Source organism: Bradyrhizobium sp. GW821-FHT12B03, from assembly GCF_058807535.1.
Window position 1 is genome coordinate 18,237 of record NZ_JBXAQU010000012.1, and the last position, 19,928, is coordinate 38,164.

18 protein-coding genes are annotated in these 19,928 nt (G+C 64.4%); 12 read left to right on the plus strand and 6 right to left on the minus strand.

Annotated features, from left to right (window positions below; translation table 11 throughout):
- Positions 1 to 72 precede the first annotated feature (72 nt).
- Genes ispH through rnhA form a run of 3 tightly spaced genes read left to right on the plus strand, consistent with a single transcriptional unit; the run spans position 73 to position 2,492 of the window.
- Positions 73 to 1,041, plus strand: a complete 969-nt coding sequence (gene ispH / locus AC1RUR_RS22405) for a 4-hydroxy-3-methylbut-2-enyl diphosphate reductase (RefSeq protein WP_492847923.1) — start codon at positions 73 to 75, stop codon at positions 1,039 to 1,041.
- A 6-nt stretch (positions 1,042 to 1,047) separates the two neighbouring features.
- Complete coding sequence (locus tag AC1RUR_RS22410) at positions 1,048 to 2,031, plus strand: homoserine kinase (RefSeq protein WP_492847925.1); 984 nt, start codon at positions 1,048 to 1,050, stop codon at positions 2,029 to 2,031.
- Positions 2,028 to 2,492: a ribonuclease HI gene (gene rnhA / locus AC1RUR_RS22415; RefSeq protein ID WP_097662137.1), complete on the plus strand. Its 465-nt coding sequence runs from the start codon at positions 2,028 to 2,030 to the stop codon at positions 2,490 to 2,492. Before AC1RUR_RS22410 ends, rnhA begins: the two co-directional genes overlap by 4 nt.
- A 252-nt stretch (positions 2,493 to 2,744) precedes the next feature.
- On the opposite strand, the gene AC1RUR_RS22420 is transcribed toward rnhA, so the two are convergent.
- From AC1RUR_RS22420 to AC1RUR_RS22445, 6 genes are all read right to left on the minus strand, one after another.
- A complete protein-coding gene (locus AC1RUR_RS22420; RefSeq protein ID WP_492847927.1) occupies positions 2,745 to 3,230 on the minus strand; it encodes a peroxiredoxin in 486 nt (161 codons plus the stop codon).
- A gap of 108 nt (positions 3,231 to 3,338) precedes the next feature.
- Positions 3,339 to 3,893, minus strand: coding sequence for a DUF924 family protein (locus tag AC1RUR_RS22425; RefSeq protein WP_492847929.1), 555 nt, complete (start codon positions 3,891 to 3,893; stop codon positions 3,339 to 3,341).
- Positions 3,894 to 3,908: 15 nt separating this feature from the next.
- A complete protein-coding gene (locus AC1RUR_RS22430) occupies positions 3,909 to 5,594 on the minus strand; it encodes a long-chain fatty acid--CoA ligase (protein WP_492847931.1) in 1,686 nt (561 codons plus the stop codon).
- 192 nt (positions 5,595 to 5,786) lie between these two features.
- Positions 5,787 to 7,265, minus strand: coding sequence for a D-alanyl-D-alanine carboxypeptidase family protein (locus AC1RUR_RS22435; RefSeq protein ID WP_492847933.1), 1,479 nt, complete (start codon positions 7,263 to 7,265; stop codon positions 5,787 to 5,789).
- Positions 7,266 to 7,455: 190 nt separating this feature from the next.
- Positions 7,456 to 9,252 (minus strand): glucan ABC transporter ATP-binding protein/ permease, encoded by a 1,797-nt coding sequence (locus tag AC1RUR_RS22440; RefSeq protein WP_492847935.1) that lies wholly within the window; start codon positions 9,250 to 9,252, stop codon positions 7,456 to 7,458.
- 84 nt (positions 9,253 to 9,336) lie between these two features.
- Positions 9,337 to 10,386: an ABC transporter substrate-binding protein gene (locus AC1RUR_RS22445; RefSeq protein ID WP_492847937.1), complete on the minus strand. Its 1,050-nt coding sequence runs from the start codon at positions 10,384 to 10,386 to the stop codon at positions 9,337 to 9,339.
- Between the two features lie 226 nt (positions 10,387 to 10,612).
- On the opposite strand from AC1RUR_RS22445, the gene AC1RUR_RS22450 reads away from it, so the two are divergent.
- From AC1RUR_RS22450 to AC1RUR_RS22490, 9 genes are all read left to right on the plus strand, one after another.
- Positions 10,613 to 10,984, plus strand: a complete 372-nt coding sequence (locus AC1RUR_RS22450; protein ID WP_492847939.1) for a hypothetical protein — start codon at positions 10,613 to 10,615, stop codon at positions 10,982 to 10,984.
- Between the two features lie 128 nt (positions 10,985 to 11,112).
- The gene (gene hisE, locus AC1RUR_RS22455; protein WP_492847941.1) at positions 11,113 to 11,517 is read left to right on the plus strand and encodes a phosphoribosyl-ATP diphosphatase; all 405 of its coding nucleotides are present in this window, start codon (positions 11,113 to 11,115) and stop codon (positions 11,515 to 11,517) included.
- A 45-nt stretch (positions 11,518 to 11,562) separates the two neighbouring features.
- Positions 11,563 to 12,165, plus strand: a complete 603-nt coding sequence (locus AC1RUR_RS22460; protein WP_492847943.1) for a YqaA family protein — start codon at positions 11,563 to 11,565, stop codon at positions 12,163 to 12,165.
- 48 nt (positions 12,166 to 12,213) lie between these two features.
- Complete coding sequence (locus tag AC1RUR_RS22465; RefSeq protein ID WP_492847945.1) at positions 12,214 to 12,753, plus strand: hypothetical protein; 540 nt, start codon at positions 12,214 to 12,216, stop codon at positions 12,751 to 12,753.
- A 36-nt stretch (positions 12,754 to 12,789) separates the two neighbouring features.
- Complete coding sequence (locus AC1RUR_RS22470) at positions 12,790 to 14,190, plus strand: aspartate ammonia-lyase (protein ID WP_492847947.1); 1,401 nt, start codon at positions 12,790 to 12,792, stop codon at positions 14,188 to 14,190.
- A 182-nt stretch (positions 14,191 to 14,372) separates the two neighbouring features.
- On the plus strand, positions 14,373 to 15,341 hold the full coding sequence (locus AC1RUR_RS22475; RefSeq protein ID WP_492847949.1) for an NAD(P)H-dependent flavin oxidoreductase: 969 nt from the start codon (positions 14,373 to 14,375) through the stop codon (positions 15,339 to 15,341).
- 103 nt (positions 15,342 to 15,444) lie between these two features.
- On the plus strand, positions 15,445 to 16,218 hold the full coding sequence (locus tag AC1RUR_RS22480) for a thioesterase family protein (protein ID WP_492847951.1): 774 nt from the start codon (positions 15,445 to 15,447) through the stop codon (positions 16,216 to 16,218).
- Between the two features lie 151 nt (positions 16,219 to 16,369).
- Positions 16,370 to 17,869 carry an ATPase domain-containing protein gene (locus tag AC1RUR_RS22485; protein ID WP_492847953.1) on the plus strand — a complete coding sequence of 500 codons (1,500 nt, stop codon included), beginning with the start codon at positions 16,370 to 16,372 and terminating at the stop codon, positions 17,867 to 17,869.
- Positions 17,870 to 18,240: 371 nt separating this feature from the next.
- Complete coding sequence (locus AC1RUR_RS22490) at positions 18,241 to 19,920, plus strand: ATP-binding protein (RefSeq protein ID WP_492847955.1); 1,680 nt, start codon at positions 18,241 to 18,243, stop codon at positions 19,918 to 19,920.
- Positions 19,921 to 19,928 lie beyond the last annotated feature (8 nt).

The window sequence follows — 19,928 nt, forward strand, 5'->3', positions numbered from 1 at the left end:
TACCTAAGCCCTATTCATCCAAAGGCCGCTTCCCGCCCATTTGGCGAGGTGATTCGGTCCCGAGATCGCTCAATGTCAGCAAAACCAGACCTCAAGATCGTGCTTTGTTCTCCCCGCGGCTTCTGCGCCGGGGTGGTCCGGGCGATCGACACCGTGGAACGGGCGCTCGATAAATACGGCGCGCCCGTCTATGTTCGCCATGAGATTGTGCACAACAAATATGTCGTCGACGGGTTGAAGAAGAAGGGCGCCATCTTCGTCGAGGAGCTGGCAGAAATCCCGGAAAACACCACCGCGCCGGTGGTGTTCTCGGCCCATGGCGTGCCGAAATCGGTTCCGGCCGACGCCCAGTCCCGCAATCTGTTCTCGCTGGACGCGACCTGCCCGCTGGTGACCAAGGTCCACCGCGAGGCCGCGATCCACTTCAAGCGCGGCCGCGAGATCTTCCTGATCGGCCATTCCCATCACCCCGAGGTGGTCGGCACGCTCGGCCAGCTCCCCCTCGGCGCCGTCACCCTGATCGAGACCGCCGAGGACGCCAAGACGATCACCCCGAAGGACCCCAACAACCTCGCCTTCGTGACCCAGACCACACTGTCGATCGACGACACCGCGGAGATCGTCGCGCTGCTCAAGGAGCGTTTCCCGAACATCAACGGGCCGCACAAGGAAGACATCTGCTACGCCACCACCAACCGCCAGCTCGCGGTGAAGAAGGTGGCGCCGGTGGTGGACGCGCTCATTGTTGTCGGTGCCCCCAATTCGTCGAACTCGCAGCGCCTGCGCGAGGTCGCCGAGCGTGAGGGCTGCCCGATCGCGGTGCTGGCGCAGCGCGCCGCCGACCTCGACTGGAAGCGGTTCGAAAACATCAGCAGCCTCGGCATCACCGCGGGCGCCTCGGCGCCGGAAGTGATCGTCGAGGAGATCATGGACGCCTTCGCCGAGCGTTTCACGCTGCATGTGGAGACGGTTTCGGCGGCGGAAGAGAACGAGTTCTTCCCGTTGCCGCGTCAGGTGCGCCCCGAAGCTGCCGCCGAGTAGACTTTTATGGCGGTCTACACCGACGTTGCCGCCGACGAGCTTGCGGATTTTCTGAGCCAGTACGATCTCGGCGAATTGCTCTCCTACAAGGGCATCGCCGAGGGCGTCGAGAATTCCAACTTCCTGCTGCACACCACCAAGGGATCGTTCATCCTCACGCTCTACGAGAAGCGCGTGGCGAAGAACGATCTGCCGTTCTTCCTCGCGCTGATGACGCATCTTTCCGAGCACGGCGTCAATTGTCCGCTGCCGGTGAGAGGACGGGACGGCGAGGCGCTGCGCGAGCTGTCGGGCCGCCCCGCCGCGATCATCACCTTTCTCGAAGGCGTCTGGCCGCGCAAGCCGAACGTGGCCCATTGCGCCGGCGTCGGCGAGGGGCTCGCCAGGATGCATCTGGCCGGCGCCAATTTCGCGGTTCGGCGCGCCAATGCGCTTTCCGTCTCCGGCTGGCGGCCGCTGTTCGATGCAGCGTCCGACCGCGCCGACGAGGTGCAGCCGGGCCTGCGCGCGTTTCTCGCAGCCGAGCTCGATTATCTCGCGAGCGGGGTCTGGCCGACCGATCTGCCCGAGGGCGTGATCCACGCCGACCTCTTCAATGACAACGTCTTCTTCCTCGGCGACAAGCTTTCCGGGATCATCGACTTCACCTTCGCCTGCAACGACATGCTGGCCTATGACGTCGCGATCTGTCTCAACGCCTGGTGCTTCGAGCCGGATCACTCCTTCAACGTCACCAAGGCGCGCGCCTTCCTCAATGCCTATGGCCGCGTGCGCAAGCTCTCGGAGGCGGAAGAGGCCGCGCTGCCGCTGCTGGCGCGCGGCGCTGCGATCCGTTTCCTGCTGACGCGGCTGGTCGACTGGCTCAACGTGCCGCCCGGCGCGCTGGTGCGTCCGAAGGATCCGCTGGAATATGTCCGTAAGCTGCGCTTCCACCAGAGCGTTTCAAGCGTGCGCGACTACGGGCTGATGCCGTCAGGACTGGTCGCGTGAGCGAGCTTCCCAATGTCACGATCTATACCGATGGCGCGTGCTCGGGAAATCCCGGGCCCGGCGGCTGGGGCGCGATCCTGAAGTTCGGCGACAAGGAGAAGGAGCTGAACGGCGGCGAGCGCCACACCACCAACAACCAGATGGAGTTGATGGCGGCGATCTCCGCGCTCGAAGCGTTGAAAAAGCCGTGCACGGTCGATCTCTACACCGACAGCCAATATGTCCGGCAGGGCATCACCGGCTGGATCCACGGCTGGAAGCGCAACGGCTGGCGCACCGCCGACAAGAAGCCGGTCAAGAATGTCGAGCTATGGCAGCGCCTCGACGCCGCACTGAAGGCGCACGAGGTCCGCTGGCACTGGGTCAAGGGCCACGCCGGGCATCCGGAGAACGAGCGAGCCGATCAGCTGGCACGGGACGGGATCGTAAAGGCGCGGTTGCAGCAGAGGGTGGCGGAGTAGGGGGCTCTCGACGCCAGCTCCTAACTCATCATCGGGCGCAACAACGCGGAGAATTGGGGCAACTCGTGCCCCAATTCCCATGTCATCCCGGCGAAGGCCGGGATCCATAGCCACCAAACTGAATTTGGCGGAGATTGGTCATGACCATCTCGCGTCACAACTCCCACCCGGCGTATGGGTCCCGGCCCCCCGTGCGCAATTGCGCACTAGGCCGGGACGACACCGAGAGTGTGGCCACGAGCGGCGACCGCCTTACAGCTGCCCGAGCAGCGTGTCGCCGCCTGATACCTCGACCTTGCCGGGCATCGCTTCGAGGTTCAGCTTCTTCACCACGCCGTCCTCGATCAGCATCGAATAGCGCTTGGAGCGGATGCCGAGGCCGTTGGCGGAGGCGTCCAGCTCCATGCCGATCGCCTTGGTGAAGTCGGCGTTGCCGTCGGCGAGGAAGACGGCTTCGTCGCGCTGGTCGGTGTCGCGCTTCCAGGCGTTCATGACGAAGGCGTCGTTGACGGAGATGATGGCAATGGTGTCGACGCCCTTGTCCTTGATGGCATAGGCGTTGAGGAAGATGCTCGGCAGATGCATCTTGTGGCAGGTGCCGGTGTAGGCGCCGGGCACCGCGAACAGCGCCACCTTCTTGCCCTTGAAGATATCGTCGGTGGTCTTCACCTGCGGACCTTCCGCGGTCATCACGCGGAATTTCGCCTCGGGCAGCTTGTCGCCAGTCTGGATCGCCATCGTCAGTCTCCCTGAATATCGATCCCGCTTTTTAGACCGTGCGGCGGGCCTGCACAATATTGCCGGCAGGGAAAGCGGCGAGGGCGGCCGCCCTTCACCGTGATGTCATCAGCCCGAAAAGCCGCCATCGTCGAGGAAGGCCTGCTCGTCCTCGGTGGTCGGGCGTCCGAGGACGCGGTTGCGGTGGGGAAAACGGCCGAACCGGCGGATGATGTCGGCGTGCTCGCGCGCGTATTTCAGGTTTTCGGCATTGTCGGTGTCCTGAAACAGCGCGACGCAGTGCTCCTGGTCCGGCAGGTGCTCGGAATGCATGAAAGGCAGATAGAGGAATTCGAGCAGCGCCGGGTCGATCCTGCGATCGACGCCCCGATCGATGGCGCGGCGGGCGATGTCGCGCGCCAGTGCGTCGCTGGCAAAGGCCTGCGGGGTGCCCCGGAACATGTTGCGGGGAAACTGGTCGAGCACGATGACGAGCGCCAGCGCGCCGTCGTCGCTTCTCTCCCAAGACGCCAGCTCGCCGGCGGCGGCTTGCCGCCACAGATCGAGGAAACGGCGCCGGACATCCGCATCGAACGCGTCGTTACGCTTATACCAGGCGTTGCGGCCGGCCTCGCGCCAGAAGGCGAGAATGCTGGCCGGCTCGATGTCGCCGACGTCAGTCATGGCTCAAAGGCAGCCTTACGCCGCCTCCGCCTTCTTCTCGTCGCGGAGCTGCCGGCGCAGGATCTTGCCGACATTGGTCTTCGGCAGGTCGGTGCGGAATTCGATGTGCTTGGGCACCTTGTAGCCGGTGAGCTGCTCGTGACAGAACTTGATCACGGCCTCGGCGGTGAGGTTTTGGTCCTTCTTCACCACGAAGGCCTTCACCGCTTCGCCCGACTTGGAGTCGGGGATGCCGATCACGGCGCATTCGAGCACGCCCGGATGGCTCGCGATCACTTCCTCGATCTCGTTGGGATAGACGTTGAAGCCGGAGACCAGGATCATGTCCTTCTTGCGGTCGACGATCTTGGTGTAGCCCTTCTCGTCCATCACGCCGATGTCGCCGGTGCGGAAATAGCCGTCGGCGGTCATCACCTTGGCGGTCTCTTCCGGCCTGTTCCAGTAGCCCGACATCACCTGCGGGCCCTTGGCGCAGATCTCGCCGGGCTGGCCGAGCGGCAGCTCGTTGCCGTCGTCGTCGCGAATGGAAATATAGGTCGAGGGCACGGGGATGCCGATCGAACCGGAGAAATCGTTCGTGGTTGCCGGATTGCAGGTCAGCGTCGGTGAGGTCTCCGACAGGCCATAGCCTTCGGCGATGAAGCAGCCGGTCACCGCCTTCCACTGCTCGGCGACGGGCCGCTGCACGGCCATGCCGCCGCCGTTGGAGATCTTCAGCTTGGAGAAGTCGAGCTTCTTGAAATCAGGGTGGTGCATCAGGCCGTTGTAGAGCGTGTTGACGGCCGGGAAGCTGTTGACCTGGTACTTCGCCAGCTCCTTGACGAAGCCCGGGATGTCGCGCGGATTGGGGATCAGCAGATTGCAGCCGCCGGCGCGCACCGCGAGCAGGTAGCAGGCCGTCAGCGCAAAGATATGATAGAGCGGCAGCGCGCAGACGATCATGAGCTGATCGACATGCGGGGGCGCCGCGAGCGCCGGCTGCAGCCAGGCGTCGTTCTGCAGCACGTTGGCGACGATGTTGCGGTGGAGCAGCGTGGCGCCCTTGGAGACGCCGGTGGTGCCGCCGGTATATTGCAGGAAGGCGACATCGCCCGGCGACAGCTTCGGCTTGTTGAAGGTCATGCCGCGGCCGGCGGACAGCGCGTCGTTGAAGGACACCGCGCCCGGCAGCGACCAGGCCGGCACCATTTTCTTGACGCGGCGAACGACGAGATTGACGATCACGCCCTTGAAGCCGAGCAGGTCGCCCATGCTGGCGACGATGACGTGCTTGACCTGCGTCTTCGCGATCACCTGCTCGACGGTGTGGGCAAAATTCTCCAGCACGATGATGGCTTCGGCGCCGGAATCCTTGAGCTGATGCTCGAGCTCGCGCGGCGTGTAGAGCGGATTGACGTTGACGACCGCAAAGCCGGCCCGCAGCACCGCGGCGGTGGCGACCGGATATTGCAGCACGTTCGGCATCATGATGGCGACGCGGGCGCCGCGTTGCAGGCCACGGCCCTGCAGATAGCCAGCGAGCGCGACCGACATCTGGTCGAGGTCGCGATAGCTGATCGACTTGTCCATGCAGATGAACGCCTTGCGGTCGGCGAACTTGGCGAAGCTCTCCTCCAGAAGGTCGACCAGCGATGCGTATTGGGTCGGCTCGATATCGGCCGGCACGCCGGGCGGATATTGCTTAAGCCAGATGCGCTCCATGGAAACTCCCCTCTCTTGCACCAGAGCCCGTTGTGTCTCGGGCTTGCCTCATTACCGCCAGTATCGAGCCTGCCGGAACGGGTGGCAAGCCGTCGAGGCTTAGGGCAAAGGTCTGAGAGTGGCTACTGGAATCGTCGCAAGCCGCGCTGCCGCAGGTGCGAAGTGCGGGTAGCGGTTTAATTCCGAGGGGCGCTAACTGTTGTTGGCCGGCTTGGCGGGAGGCTTGGTCGCGGCCTTTGGCTTGGCGGGCTTCGCCGCCTGGTCGCCACTTGCTGCGGGCTTCTCCGCGGGTTTCGCCGCCGCATCGGGCTTCGCCGCGGCATGCTTGGTCCCGGCGGGTTTGGCTGCGGTCTTGGTGTCGGCCTTTGCGCCACCTTTCGCATCCCCCTTGGCGTCCGGCTTCGCGGCCGCCGTCTTGGTGTCCTTCGGCTTATCGGCCGGCCTGTCGGCCGCGTCGGGTTTCTTGGCGACGCGCGACTTCTTGCCACGCGCCTTTGGCGTGGCCTGCTGGTCGGCGTCGGCTGCGACCGCAGCGATCAGGGCGGTGCCGGTGCGGGTCGGGCCGGTATAGACCAGCACAGGCTCGGCCGCCGCGGGCGCCGAGGCCATCAGCTCGGAGGCCTTCATCAGGGGCGGCTGGAGGCCGGCGGTGAAGAAGGTGACCTGGGCTTCGCCGCCGGTGGCGGAGGCCGATCCGCTGGTGCCGCCATTGGCCGCGATCAGCGCATCGTCGTCGTCGCTGGCGGGCCGCTTGCGATGGCCGCCGCACATGTCTTCGCGCAGGTTCGGAGGCGAGGCGTCGACCGGCACGAGGTTGTCGACGGTGCCGAGCGAGGGCCGCAGCCACGACAGATTGTCCTGGCTGAAGCCGCGCTCGAGCAGTTGCGCCGCCTTCACCGCGCGTGCGGTGCCGGAGTTGGCGCCGAGCACGACCGCGATCAGCCGGCGTCCGTTGCGCGTCGCTGACGCGACGAGGTTGTAGCCGGAGGCGCAGATGAAGCCGGTCTTGAAGCCGTCGGCGCCGGGATAGCGGCCGATCAGCTTGTTGAAATTCCCCGTGATGCGCTTGCCGAAGCGGATCGCCGGGATGTGCACGAAGTATTCGTACTCCGGCAGATCGCGCAGGAACGAGCGTGCCAGGATACCGAGATCCCGCGCGGAGGTGATCTGGCCGTCGGCGGGCAGGCCGTTCGGATTGACGTAGCTCGTCTGCGTCATGCCGAGCTTCTTCGCGGTGTCGTTCATCATCGCGGAGAAGCCGTCGATCGAGCCGCCGACGCCTTCGGCGAGCACCACGGCCATGTCGTTCGCCGACTTGACCATCATCATCTTCAGCGCGTTGTCGACCGTGAGCTGTGTTCCCGGGCGGAACCCCATCTTCGAGGGCGACTGCGAGGCGGCCGTCGGCGACACCGTGAGCAGCGTGTCGAGCGTGAGCTTGCCGTCCTTCACCGCCTTCAGCGTCACATAGGCGGTCATGATCTTGGTGACGGAGGCCGGATACCAGGGAATGGTCGCGTTGTCCGCCTGCAACACCTTGCCGCTGTCGGCTTCGATCAGCAGCAGCGCTTCGGCGCCCGCCGCGCGCGGCGCAAGCAGCGCGGCACATGCGAAGATTGCGGCGAACAGGTTGAACAGGGATTTGCGAAGCAGCGGGCGAAGGGCGTGCACTATCCGATTCCGGTCCTTGGAGGCCCGCCGGTTCCCGACGGTTCTCGTGATCTGAGTTTCGGTTTTTGAATTCCGGCGCCGCCGCTTGCGGCGTCGCAAACCTATACCGGCTGTTGCGTCGAGAATAGGGGTTTCGGAGCGGTATTCCGCAATGAAATAGGCCGAATTTCGGCGGTCCTACCGGGACTTGCTAAGGAGATTTGGCCGCAGTCGCGATAGCCTCAGCCGCCGTCACGCTGGCCCGTGCGTTCTCGTGGACCATGAACTGGGCCCTGGCGAGTTCGGCAAAATGGCCGCCCTTGGCCACGAGTTCATCGAAAGTTCCGCTTTCGATCACGCGTCCGTTCTCGAACACCAGGATCCGCGTGGCATTGCGGATGGTGGAAAGGCGGTGGGCGATCACGAAAGTGGTGCGGCCCTTCATCACTTCGTCGAGAGCGGCATTCACCTTGGCCTCGGTGACGGCGTCGAGCGCGGAGGTCGCCTCGTCCAGGATCAGGATCGGCGGGTCCTTCAGCAGCGCACGCGCGATCGACAGCCGCTGCCGCTCGCCGCCGGAGAGCATGCGACCGCGCTCGCCGGCATTGGTCTCGAAGCCGCCGCTGCGTTCGATGAATTCGAGCGCCTGCGCGCGCTCGGCCGCCTTGCGCATCTCGGCCTCGGTCGCATCCGGCTTGCCGACGCGCAAATTCTCCGCGATCGAACGGTTGAACAGCAGCGCCTCCTGGAACACCACGCCGATGTTCCGCCGCAGCGATGTCAGCGTGACGCCGCGCACATCCATGCCGTCGATCCTGATGAAGCCGGATTGCGGATCGAAGGCGCGATGCAGCAGCGCGATCGCGGTGGATTTGCCGGCGCCGGTCGGGCCGACCAGCGCGATGGTCTGGCCGGGCAGCGCGGTGAAGGAGAGATCCTCGACCGCCGGCCGCTTGCCGTCATAGGAGAAGGTGACGTCGTTGAACTCGACGAGGCCGGACAGGCGTCCGGCATCGATCGCGTCGGGACGGTCGTGGACCGCCGGGACGGCATCGAGCACGTTGAAGAACTCGCGCAGGCGCGGCGCTTCCATGAACACGTTGTTGATGAAGCTCACGACCTGCTCGAGCTTCTGGATCAGGAGCGTCGCAAAGCTCACGAACATCACGATCTCGCCGACCGAGGTCAGCCCCTGGTCGTGCAGCGCGATGCCGAGTGTGAAGATCGCGAGCACCGTGATGGTGGTGGAGGCCCGCGTGATGACGGTGACGAGCGCCCACCACGACAGCACCGGCATCTGGGCTTCGAGCAACTGATTGGCGACCGAGCGCAATCCCTGCACCTCGGATTCGACGCGGACAAAACTCTGCACCAGCGCGACATTGCCGAGCGCGTCGGAGGCGCGCGCGGAAAGCTCGCTGTAGTGCTCCTCGACCGCCATCTGCATGCCGAAGGTCCTGCGCACGACGAAGGTCGTCAGCGCAGTGAAGACGATGCAGAGCACGAACAACAGGATCGCGAGCCGCCAGTTCAGATAGAGCGACAGCGGCAGCAGCACCACGACCGAGAGGATCGCGGCAAAGTGCTCGCGGAAGAAGCCGAGCCACAGCCGCCACAACGCATCGGTGCCGTTCAGCATCACCTTCATCAGCCGGCCCGAATGGGTGCCGGAATGGAAGGTCAGCGGCAGTTGCAGGATGTGCTCGAAATAGTCGGTCAGCACCGCCTGGCGCTGGCGGTGAGACAGCCGGTCGGCCTGCAGCGCAACGACCGCGTTGCAGACGATGGTGAACAGCCCGAACGCGACCCAGGCAAGCAGGAACGGCCATGCCGAGTTCGAGCCGGCGACCGACTTGCCGGAGAGCACGTCGACGATCCGGCCGAACAGGACGGGCTCGGCGAATTGCGAGGCGGCGAGCAGGAGATTGGCAAACGCCAGCAGCCAGCCCAGCCGCGCCTCCTTGCCGAGCAACTCGAGAACGCGGGTATAGAGGCTGAAAATGGACATGCGGCGAGCAACTCGGGCGGATAGCAGGGTCCGTATTCTAAGCAGGGATCGCCCGCGAGATACAGCGGAAGCTATCAGTTTTGCTCAATTGATCAGCCGCCCCGCGACCGGCGGCAGGAACCGGTCATCGAAGATATCCCCCGCTACCGGCTTCTTGCGAAATTTGAAGTCCTGGGCGATCTGGTCGATCGAGCGCTCCAGGCGCACCGGGTCGACGCCGCCGAGGCCGTCGCGCCTGACCTCGTCGGTCAGGATGTTGTCGACGAGCACGGTGCGCAGGCGCTCCAGCTCCAGATCACGATCGCCGTCGTCGATGCGGCTCGCGACCTCGGTCGCCGCACGCGCCGGCTCTTTGACCGTTGCGTTGATGCCGGCGATCAAGGCGCGGACAAAACCCTTCACCGCGTCCGGTTTTGCCGCGGCGAAAGCAGGGTTGGCCACCACGGCAAAGCCATAGGCTTCGCAGCCATAGTCGGCATAACGCAGCACCACGAGATCACCGCCGGGCACGCCGCGGTCGCGCAGGTTCACCGCCGAGAGATAGCTGAAGCCGGCGACGGCATCGACCTGTCCCGCGGACAGGATCGGCTCGCGCACCGCCGCGCTTATCTTGTGGAATTTGATGCGCGAGACGTTGATGCCGTTCTGCCGCGCCAGCGCCGGCCACAGCCGCATCGACAGATCGCTGTCGGCGACGCCGACGGTCTTGCCGTCGAGATCGGGCAACAGATGGATGCCGCGGCTCCTGCGTGCGACGATCGCGTAGGGTGCGCGGTTGAACAGCATGAACACCGCCTTGACCGGTGCCGCATCGTCCTTGTCGCGAAAGCGGATGAGCTCGTTGATGTCGACGAGCGCGAGCTCGCTGTCGCCCTTGGCGACGCGCGCGAGCGTCTCCGGCGATCCGGGCGCGGTGTTGAAGGAGACGTTGAGATGCTCGGCGCCGAACTTGCCGTCCTTCGCGGCGAGGAAGAACGGCGCCATGCTCGCATCGATCGGACGGTCGAAGGTGAAGTGGATCGCGGCGGATGGCGCGGCGTTCTCGGCCGCCGTGACATCGCGTGCGGTCAGTGTCGCAAGCGAGATCGAGAGGGCCAGCAGGCAACGAAGGATGATCGTCTTGAATCCCGACATCGGTTGCGCCGGTCCCGCATTGTTGTGGTTTCGTGACGCTCGCAGCGCCGGCCGGCGCGGACCCTGCGCGCGCCAACATGAACGGCGGATGAGCGACGGTTGCGTCATGATTACGCAACCGCGTTCAGCTTGTGTTGGGGTTGGGGAACCCAACATGGGACGTGGGTGTTTGAAGGACATGAGCCTGTCTACAGGCACCATTCGAGGTCCCAAGGAGGGTCCAGACATGTTTGACAGATTTTCGAGACTTGCCGGCCGCAAGGCCGTTCTCGCCACCGCCGCGGTGCTGGCGCTGACTGCGGTCGCCCCGACCGCCTCATACGCCGGCGGTCGTCACTGGCATCATGGTGGCGGTGGCGCCGCGGCTGCCGCGGCCTTTGCCGGCATCGTCGGCACCGGCCTTGCGATCGCCGCGACCCGCAACGCCTACGCCTACGACGACGGTCCTTATTATGGCGGTCCCGCCTATTACAGCGGCCCTGCTTATTACGGCAACGGCCCCTATTACGGTCCGGGCCCGAACTACCAGTATCAGCGCTACGGCGGTACGGCCCCCTCGGAGCTCTGCGGCCAAGGCTATCACACCAACTGCTACTAGCCGTGGCTACCAAAGGTTGACCAAGGTTCTCCAAAACAGGCCGTCGCACTTGCCGCGGCGGCCTGTTTTCTGCTTTTATTGCCGGGCGTTAACGCGCTCGCCATTGGTTTAGAGTAGTTTTGAGTACCATGAGTGATTCGCTTGAGCGGCTATATCTGGCTGTACTCGCGGCCAGAGACCTTGATCCGGCAACATCGCGCACCGCCCGGCTGTTTCAGCGCGGCCCCTCCAAAATGGCGAAGAAACTGGCCGAGGAGGCCATCGAGGTCGTCATCGATGCCGTCAATGGCGACACCGATGCCGTGGTCCGGGAAAGCGCCGATCTGCTCTACAATCTCACCGTGCTCTGGGCCTCGGCCGGCGTGCGCCCAGAGGACGTCTGGCGCGAGATGACGCGGCGGGAAGACATGCTCGGCATTGCCGAGAAGCTGCCGAAGTCGGCGATGAAGCTGCCCAAAGTTGCGTCACCGCGCGTCGCCGCGAGGCGGCCAATTGTCGCGCTCGAGGGGCGCGCCGCGCGCAAGCGCCACTAGAACCGTCATAATTCGCCTCAATCTCGGCATGGACAAATCCGTCCCATGGTGCTTCATCGCGGCGCCATGCTGAAACGTATCTACGACTGGTGCATCGACGCCGCCCACAAGCCCTATGCGCTCTGGATCATGGGCATCGTGTCTTTCGCCGAAAGCTCCTTCTTTCCGGTCCCGCCGGATGTGATGCTGATCCCGATGTCCCTGGCGCGCCCGCAGCGCGCCTGGCTCTATGCCGCCGTCTGCACTGCGACCTCGGTGCTGGGCGGCATCCTCGGCTACGCCATCGGCGCGCTGCTTTACGACTCGCTGGGTCATTGGCTGATCCAGCTCTACGGGCTCGGCGATCAGGTCGACGGCTTCCGTGCCAAATATGCCGAATGGGGCGCGCTGATCATCCTGCTCAAGGGGCTGACGCCGATCCCGTACAAGCTCGTCACCATCACATCCGGCTTTGCCGGATACAATCTGCTTCTATTCGTCCTGTTCTCCGTCATTGCGCGCGGCGGACGCTTCTTCATCGTCGCGATCCTGCTCAATCGCTATGGCGACTGGATCCGCGTCAAGATCGAGAAGCATCTCGGTCTCGTGGTGGCGGTCGGAGCCGCGGCGTTGGTGCTCGGCTTCGTCATCGCCATCAAGCTGATCTAACGGCTTGGCGGCTTTGCCGCCGGGCCGGCTTCGGCTACGCTTGCCGCCATGATGGTTCGATCCGGCAATCCGGTCCTGCGACTGGGGACGCTGACATTTGCGGTGCTATCGCTCCTGCTCGGTGCCGGCGGGACCGGATGGCCGCAATCTTCGCCGCCGGCGCTCGGCCTCCGGGAGCAAGGGCCGCAGGCCGTGCCGCCGCCGTCGACACCGGCTCCCTCGGCGCCGCCGGAGCGCGAGGAGAATTCCGGGCTGATCAACGAAATGGGCAAGCTGTTCGACAAGCTGCCCTCGATCCTGCCGACGATCAAAAGCCCTGGTGAGACGATGAACGACCTGTCGCGGCTGGCCAAGCCCTCGACCATGGTTTCGGGTCGCGTGGCCTGCCCGGTCTCGTCGAACGGCGCGCCGGATTGCAAGCAGGCCGCCGACCAGCTCTGCCAGGGCAAGGGCTACAAGGAAGGCAAGAGCCTCAACGCCGACTCTGCCGAGAAATGCTCGGCCAAGGTTCTCATCCCGGGCAGGCAACGCAAACCGGACGACTGCCGCACCGATACTTTCGTGACCAGCGCGCTGTGCCAGAACTGACATGAAGGCCTCGCGCGCATGCAACAAGGAGTGCCCATGAGCCGTACGGAGCAGGATTTCCTCGGACAGCGTGAGATCGCCGACGACATTTACTACGGCGTCCAGACCATCCGCGGGAAGGAGAACTTCCACATCACCGGCATTCCGATGAACCAGGAGCCTTACTTCGTGAAGGCGCTCGGTTACGTGAAGAAGGCCGCGGCGATGGCCAATCGCGATCTCGGCGCGATCGACGCCAAGGTGGCCGATGCGATCATTCTCGGCTGCGACCGCGTGATTGCGGGCGACATGATGGATCAGTTCGTCACCGACTTCATCCAGGGCGGCGCCGGCACGTCGACCAACATGAATGCCAACGAGGTGATCGCCAACCTCGCGCTGGAATCGCTCGGCTTCAGCAAGGGCGACTACCAGCATGTCAGCCCGAACGATCATGTGAACTACGGCCAGTCGACCAACGACACCTATCCGACCGCCTTTCGGCTGGCGCTGATCCTGCGGCTCGAAAGCTACATGACGGCGCTGCGGCAACTGCAGGAGGCGTTCTTCGCCAAGGGCAGGGAGTTCGATCGCGTGCTGAAGATGGGCCGCACGCATCTTCAGGACGCCGTGCCGATGTCGCTCGGCGCCGAATTCCGGGGATGGGGCACCACCATGGGCGAGGAGGTCGATCGCATCTCCGAGGCGCGGGCGCTGCTGCGCGAGATCAATCTCGGCGCGACCGCGATCGGCACCTCCGTCACGGCGGCGCACGGTTATCCCAAGCTCGCCGTCCGGCATCTCAGCGCGCTGACCGGGGTCGATTTCATCCTCGCCGGCGATCTCGTCGAGGCGACGTCGGACACCGGCGCTTATGTGCAGCTCTCCGGCGTGCTGAAGCGCACCGCGAGCAAGCTGACAAAAATCTGCAACGACATCCGCCTGCTGGCTTCGGGTCCGCGCGCCGGCTTCAACGAGATCAACCTGCCGCAGCTCCAGCCGGGCTCCTCGATCATGCCGGGCAAGGTCAACCCCGTCATCCCCGAGGTCGTCAACCAGACCAGCTTCCTCGTCATCGGCCTCGACACCACGGTGACGCTGGCAGCAAGCGCCGGTCAGCTCCAGCTCAACGTGATGGAGCCGGTGATCTCGTTCGCGCTGTTCTTCTCGATCCGCACCATGGAGCGCGCGGTCAACAGCCTGCGCGAGAACTGCGTCGTCGGCATCACCGCCAACGCGGAACACACCCGCAACATGGTGCTGAACTCGCTCGGTATCGTCACGGTGCTGAAGCCGTTGCTCGGCTACAAGCAATGTGCCGAGATCGCGCGCGAGGGCTACAAGAGCGGCAAGTCGCTGCACCAGATCGTCGTGACCGAGCGCAAGCTGCTGACGCAGGAGAAGTGGGACGAGATGTTCTCGTTCGAGCGGCTGATCAATCCGGATTTGATTGGGTGAGCTTTTGCAGCGTTGATGGTGCCGCACCTCTCCCATAGGGAGAGGTGAAGAATTCCGTGCATCGGAATTGCGGTAACGGCGTCTGCTGCGGCGTCACAACGCAATACTTGACAGTGGAAAGATTGCCTTGTTGGTATGGCAGCCAACCTTCAATTCGTCCGCCAACAGAGGATCGCTCCGCAATGTCCATGCCTGCCTTGTTCAAGGGACGCCTCTCGATCCCCGTGATCGGCTCGCCGCTCTTCATCATCTCGGTGCCCGATCTCGTGATCGCGCAGTGCAAGGCGGGGGTGGTCGGCTCGTTTCCGTCGCTGAACGCCCGCCCGCCGGAGCTGCTCGACGAATGGCTGGCGCGGATCACCGAGGAGCTCGCGGCCTATGACCGCGCGCATCCGGACAAGCCGTCGGCGCCGTTCGCGGTCAATCAGATCGTGCACAAGTCGAACAACCGGCTCGACCACGACATGCAGCTCTGTGCCAAGTACAAGGTGCCGATGATCATCTCCTCGCTCGGCGCGCGCGAGGAGCTGAACCAGGCCGTGCACGGCTGGGGCGGCATCGTCTTCCACGACGTGATCAACCAGAAATTCGCGCACAAGGCGATCGAGAAGGGGGCCGACGGCCTGATCCTGGTCGCAGCCGGCGCCGGCGGCCATGCCGGCACGATCTCGCCGCTCGCCTTCGTTGCTGAAACGCGCAAGTGGTTTGATGGCCCGATCGCGCTGTCGGGCGCGATCGGCAACGGCAAGGCGATCCGCGCGGCGCGCGTCCTGGGTGCCGATTTCGCCTATATCGGCTCGGCCTTCATCGCGACGAAGGAAGCCAACGCGGTCGAGAAGTACAAGGAGATGATCGCGGGCTCGACGGCCGACGACATCGTCTATTCCAACCTCTTCACCGGCGTCCACGGCAACTACCTGAAGCCCTCGATCCTCGCCGCCGGCATGGATCCGGAAAACCTGCCGACCTCCGATCCGTCCAAGATGAATTTCGGCACCGACGCCTCAGGCGAGCGCGCCAAGCCGAAGGCCTGGAAGGAGATCTGGGGCTCGGGCCAGGGCATCGGCAGCGTCGACCAGGTTCTGCCTGCCGCCGAGTTGATCGCGCGCTTCAAGAAGGAATACGACGAGGCGGTTGACCCGCCGTTGTGAAGAATGGCCGCTTGGCGCACGATATGTCATTCGTCGTCCCGGCCTCCGCCGGGACGACACCTGATTTTGGGCTCCTAGCGTTTCCGCCAGCAGAGATTGAGCGATGCCCCCCATCTATCGCGTCGACGGCAACAGCGTCATCACCGGCCCTGATGCCGCCGGTCCCTGGGACCGGCGCATGCAGCATGGCTCGGCGCCGGCGTCGCTGGTGACGTGGGCGGCCGAACGCATTCCGACGCCGGTGCCGATGGTGATCGCACGCGTCACCATCGATCTGATGCGCCCGGTCCCCGTGGCGCCGCTTACGATTGCGACCGAGGTCTTGCGCGAGGGTCGCAAGATCCAGCTCTGCGAAGTGAAGCTCCTGGCCGATGGCGTGCAGGTCGTTGGCGCCACGGTGCTCAAGATCAAGAACCAGGCGCAGACGCTGCCGGATGACGTCAAGGATCTGCCGGTCACCTTGCCCCCGCCCGAGGACTCGCTGGTCGAGGACGGCCACGCCGCGACCAGTCCGTTCGTGCGATCGGTCTCGATGCGTGCCGCACGCGGCCGCTTCGGCCAGGCCGGTGCCGGCGCGATCTGGTTTCGCGTCGACCATCCCCTGATCGAGGGCGAAGCGATCTCGCAGGCCATGCGTGCCGTGGTCGCCGCCGATTTCTCCAACGGCACCGCCTCGACGCTCGACTTCCGTGCCTGGACCTACATCAACGCCGACCTCACCGTGAGCTTTGCGCGCCAGCCGGTCGGCGAGTGGATCCTGCTCGACGGCGAATCCTGGATCGGCCCGGATGGCGCAGGGCTCGCGATGTCGCGGCTGGCCGACCGCCAAGGTTACTTCGGCCGCGCGGTGCAGAGCCTGGTGATCGAGAAGCGGTAGGACCATCCACGTCGACAGCCGTCTTCACTGGCGTCGTATGGATCGTTCCACCTCGTCGCTGAAATGTTCCCTGTCCTGTCTGCATAGGTCGTGACCGCCGAGACCGGAACCGATTGTTCCATTCCCGGTTTTATTCCCCGTAGAGGGAAATATGACTTCGATTAAGGAATTTTCGGGAAGGGCCCAAACCGGGGTTTGGGGACTGGACAACATCCTGTCCGGCGGGCTGTCGCGCGGGCATGTGTTTCTCGTAGAGGGCGCGCCCGGTACGGGCAAGACGACGGTGGCGCTGCAATTCCTGCGAGAAGGCACCAAGGCCGGCGAGAGATGCCTGTACATCACATTGTCGGAGACCGAGCGCGAGCTGCGCGATGGCGCTGCTTCGCACGGCTGGACGCTGGACGAGGGAATTACCGTTTTCGAACTGCTGCCCCCGGAGAGCCTCCTCGATTCCGAACAACAGCAGAGCCTTCTCTACTCGTCCGATCTCGAACTCGGCGAGACGACCAAGCAGATCTTCGAGGCGGTCGAGCGGATCAAGCCGCACCGCGTCGTGCTCGACAGTCTTTCGGAAATCCGGCTTCTCGCCCAGAGTTCGTTGCGGTATCGCCGGCAAATCCTGGCCATCAAGCACTATTTCTCCAGGTTCAATACGACCGTGATGCTGCTCGATGATCTCACGGCCGATGTCGCAGACAAGACGGTCCACAGCGTCGCGCACGCGGTTCTGCGCCTTGAAGAGCTCGCTCCGGATTATGGCGCGGAGCGCCGCCGCGTGCGCGTCATCAAGTATCGCGGCACGAAGTTTCGCGGCGGTTATCACGACGCAACCATCACGACGGGCGGCCTGAATGTGTTTCCGAGGCTGGTTGCTTCCGAGCATCGCGCCGATCTGCGGCGCACCACTTTTTCCAGCGGTATTGCGGGCTTCGATCAGTTGCTGGGTGGAGGTGTGGAATCGGGCTCGAGCACGCTCGTTCTCGGACCGTCGGGTACGGGCAAATCGCTCATAGCAATCGTGTTCGCCGTCGCGGCGGTGGCGCGGGGAGAGAAGGCGGCCCTGTTCGTGTTCGACGAGGAGCTCGGTCTGCTTTTCTCGCGCATGAAGGGCATCGGAATCGATCTCGACGCGCTGCGACGGAACGGCAGCCTCGCGATCGAACAAGTCGACGCGGCCGAACTCTCCCCAGGGGAATTCGCCCATATGGTTCGCAAGCGGGTTGACGAGGAGGGGATCAAGGCCGTCGTGATCGACAGTCTCAATGGCTATCAGGCTGCCATGCCCGAGGAAAATTCGCTCATCCTCCACATGCACGAACTATTGCAGTACCTCAATCGCCGCGGTGCTGCGACATTCATGACCGTGGCCCAGCACGGCCTCGTCGGTGACATGAAGGCGCCGGTCGACGTCACCTATCTCGCCGATACGGTCATTCTGCTCCGCTATTTCGAGGCGCTGGGCAGCGTGCGGCGCGCGATATCCGTTATCAAGAAGCGAATGGGCCAGCATGAATCGACCATTCGCGAGTTCCGCATCAGCAATCGCGGTCTGGCCATCGGCGAGCCTCTCGAGGAATTCCAGGGCGTGTTGCGCGGTGTGCCCGTTTACATGGGCGACACGAGACCTCTGCTCAGGGAGCCCGGTGCGTGAGACCGGGCGACACGTCCGAACGTGCCATTGTCCTCGCTCCGACGGGGCGCGACGCAAATGTCGCCGCGAGCTTGATTCGTGAGGCAGGCTTTGTCGCCGACGTCTGCGCCGACCTCGATGCGCTCGTTCGCGAAATGGCAGCCGGTGCGGGGCTCGCCGTCATCGCCAACGAGGCCGTGAAGACCGCAGACTTGCGCAGTCTGGTCAGGTGGCTGAACGAACAGCCCTCATGGTCGGACTTTCCGATTGTGCTGCTGACGCGCCAGGGCGGTGGACCGGAGCGGAATCCCGACGCCATGCGGCTCGGTCTGGTGCTGGGAAACGTCACCTTCATCGAGCGCCCGTTTCACCCGACCACGCTGGTGAGTGTCGTGGGCGCCGCCCTCAGAGGGCGTCGCCGCCAGTACCAGTCGCGCGCGACCCTGGAGACTCTCACCGAGAGCGAAGGCTTGCTGCAAACGGCGTTGAGCGCTGGTCAGCTCGGCGCGCTGGAACTGCAGCTTCCGTCGTTGATGCTCGAAGCCTCGAACACCTGCAAGCTCTTCTTCGGGCGACGGCAGGAACAGGAATTTTCCTACCAGGACCTGGTCGATTCCGTGCACCCGGACGATCGCGCCAGGCGGCAGGCCGTGTTCGACCGCGCTGTCGCCAGCGGCGGCGATTATAGCATCGAATATCGAAACATCTGGCCTGACGGCTCGCAGCACTGGGTCGATGTCAGGGCCCGGCCGGTGTTTCGGCCCGACGGCAGCGTGGAATCGCTGGTGGGGGTGTGCTCCGATATCACCGCGCGCAAGGTCGCCGAGATCGAGCGTGAAAACTTGCTGTCCCAGCTTGCTGCCGAGCGAACCGCGCTCGCCGAGCTCACGGCCACGCTCGAGCAGCGCGTCGAGCAACGTACGACGGATCTGATGAACGAGGTCGCCGCGCGCGAAAAGGCGCAGGATCAATTGCGGCAGGCCCAGAAGATGGAGACGATCGGCCAGTTGACCGGCGGCGTCGCGCACGACTTCAACAATCTGTTGATGGCCGTGATGGGCAATCTCGATCTGCTGCGCAAGCGCATCCCGGATGACCCGCGCCTGCGCCGGCTGATCGATGGCGCATTGCAGGGCGCGGAACGAGGTGCCTCGTTGACGCAACGCCTGCTGGCGTTCGCCCGTCAGCAGGATCTGCGGGCGGAAGCGGTCGATCTCGGTATGTTGATCAGGGGAATGAGCGACTTGCTGGAGCGCTCTCTCGGTCCTCGGGTCGAGCTGCGTCTGGACGTTCCGGATCGCGTGCCGCCGGCACGGGTCGATTCAAACCAGCTTGAACTCGCGATCTTGAACCTCGCCATCAACGCGCGCGATGCGATGCCCGATGGAGGCACGATCGAAATCCGCATCCGCGACGAGCAGGCGGACGAGGAGGCGCGGCTGCCGCCGGGTCACTATCTGGCGCTATCCGTGATCGACAATGGCGAAGGCATGTCTCCCGAGACGTTGAAGCGGGCAGTGGAGCCGTTCTTTTCCTCGAAGCCGCTTGGGAAAGGAACGGGACTTGGCCTCTCGATGGTGCATGGGCTTGCCGTACAGCTCGGCGGTGCCCTTCAGCTCTCCAGCAAGGTCGGAGTTGGCACCACGGCGACCCTGATTCTTCCGGTCGCGACCCAGCTTCCGAAAGCGGAGGTGCCGATGCCGGTGCAGCGACAGGTCGGTCGATCTGCCGTCATCCTTTTTGTCGACGACGACCCCTTGATCGCCATGTCGACCACCGAGATGCTTGAGGATCTCGGCCACCGCGTGATCGGTGTCAGCTCGGGCCTGCACGCCCTCGATATCATCCGCAGCGGGCAGCAAATCGACCTGATGGTGACCGATCACGTCATGCCCGGCATGACCGGCCTCGAACTGGCGGCTGCCTCGCGTCAGCTGCGACCGTCACTGCCGATTCTGTTGGCCACCGGATATGCCGAGCTGCCCGAGGGGTCTCAACTCGATCTGCCGAGGCTGGCCAAGCCCTACCATCAGGATCAGCTCCGCGATCGCCTCGATCAGATGCTTCGCTGAAGTCCGGC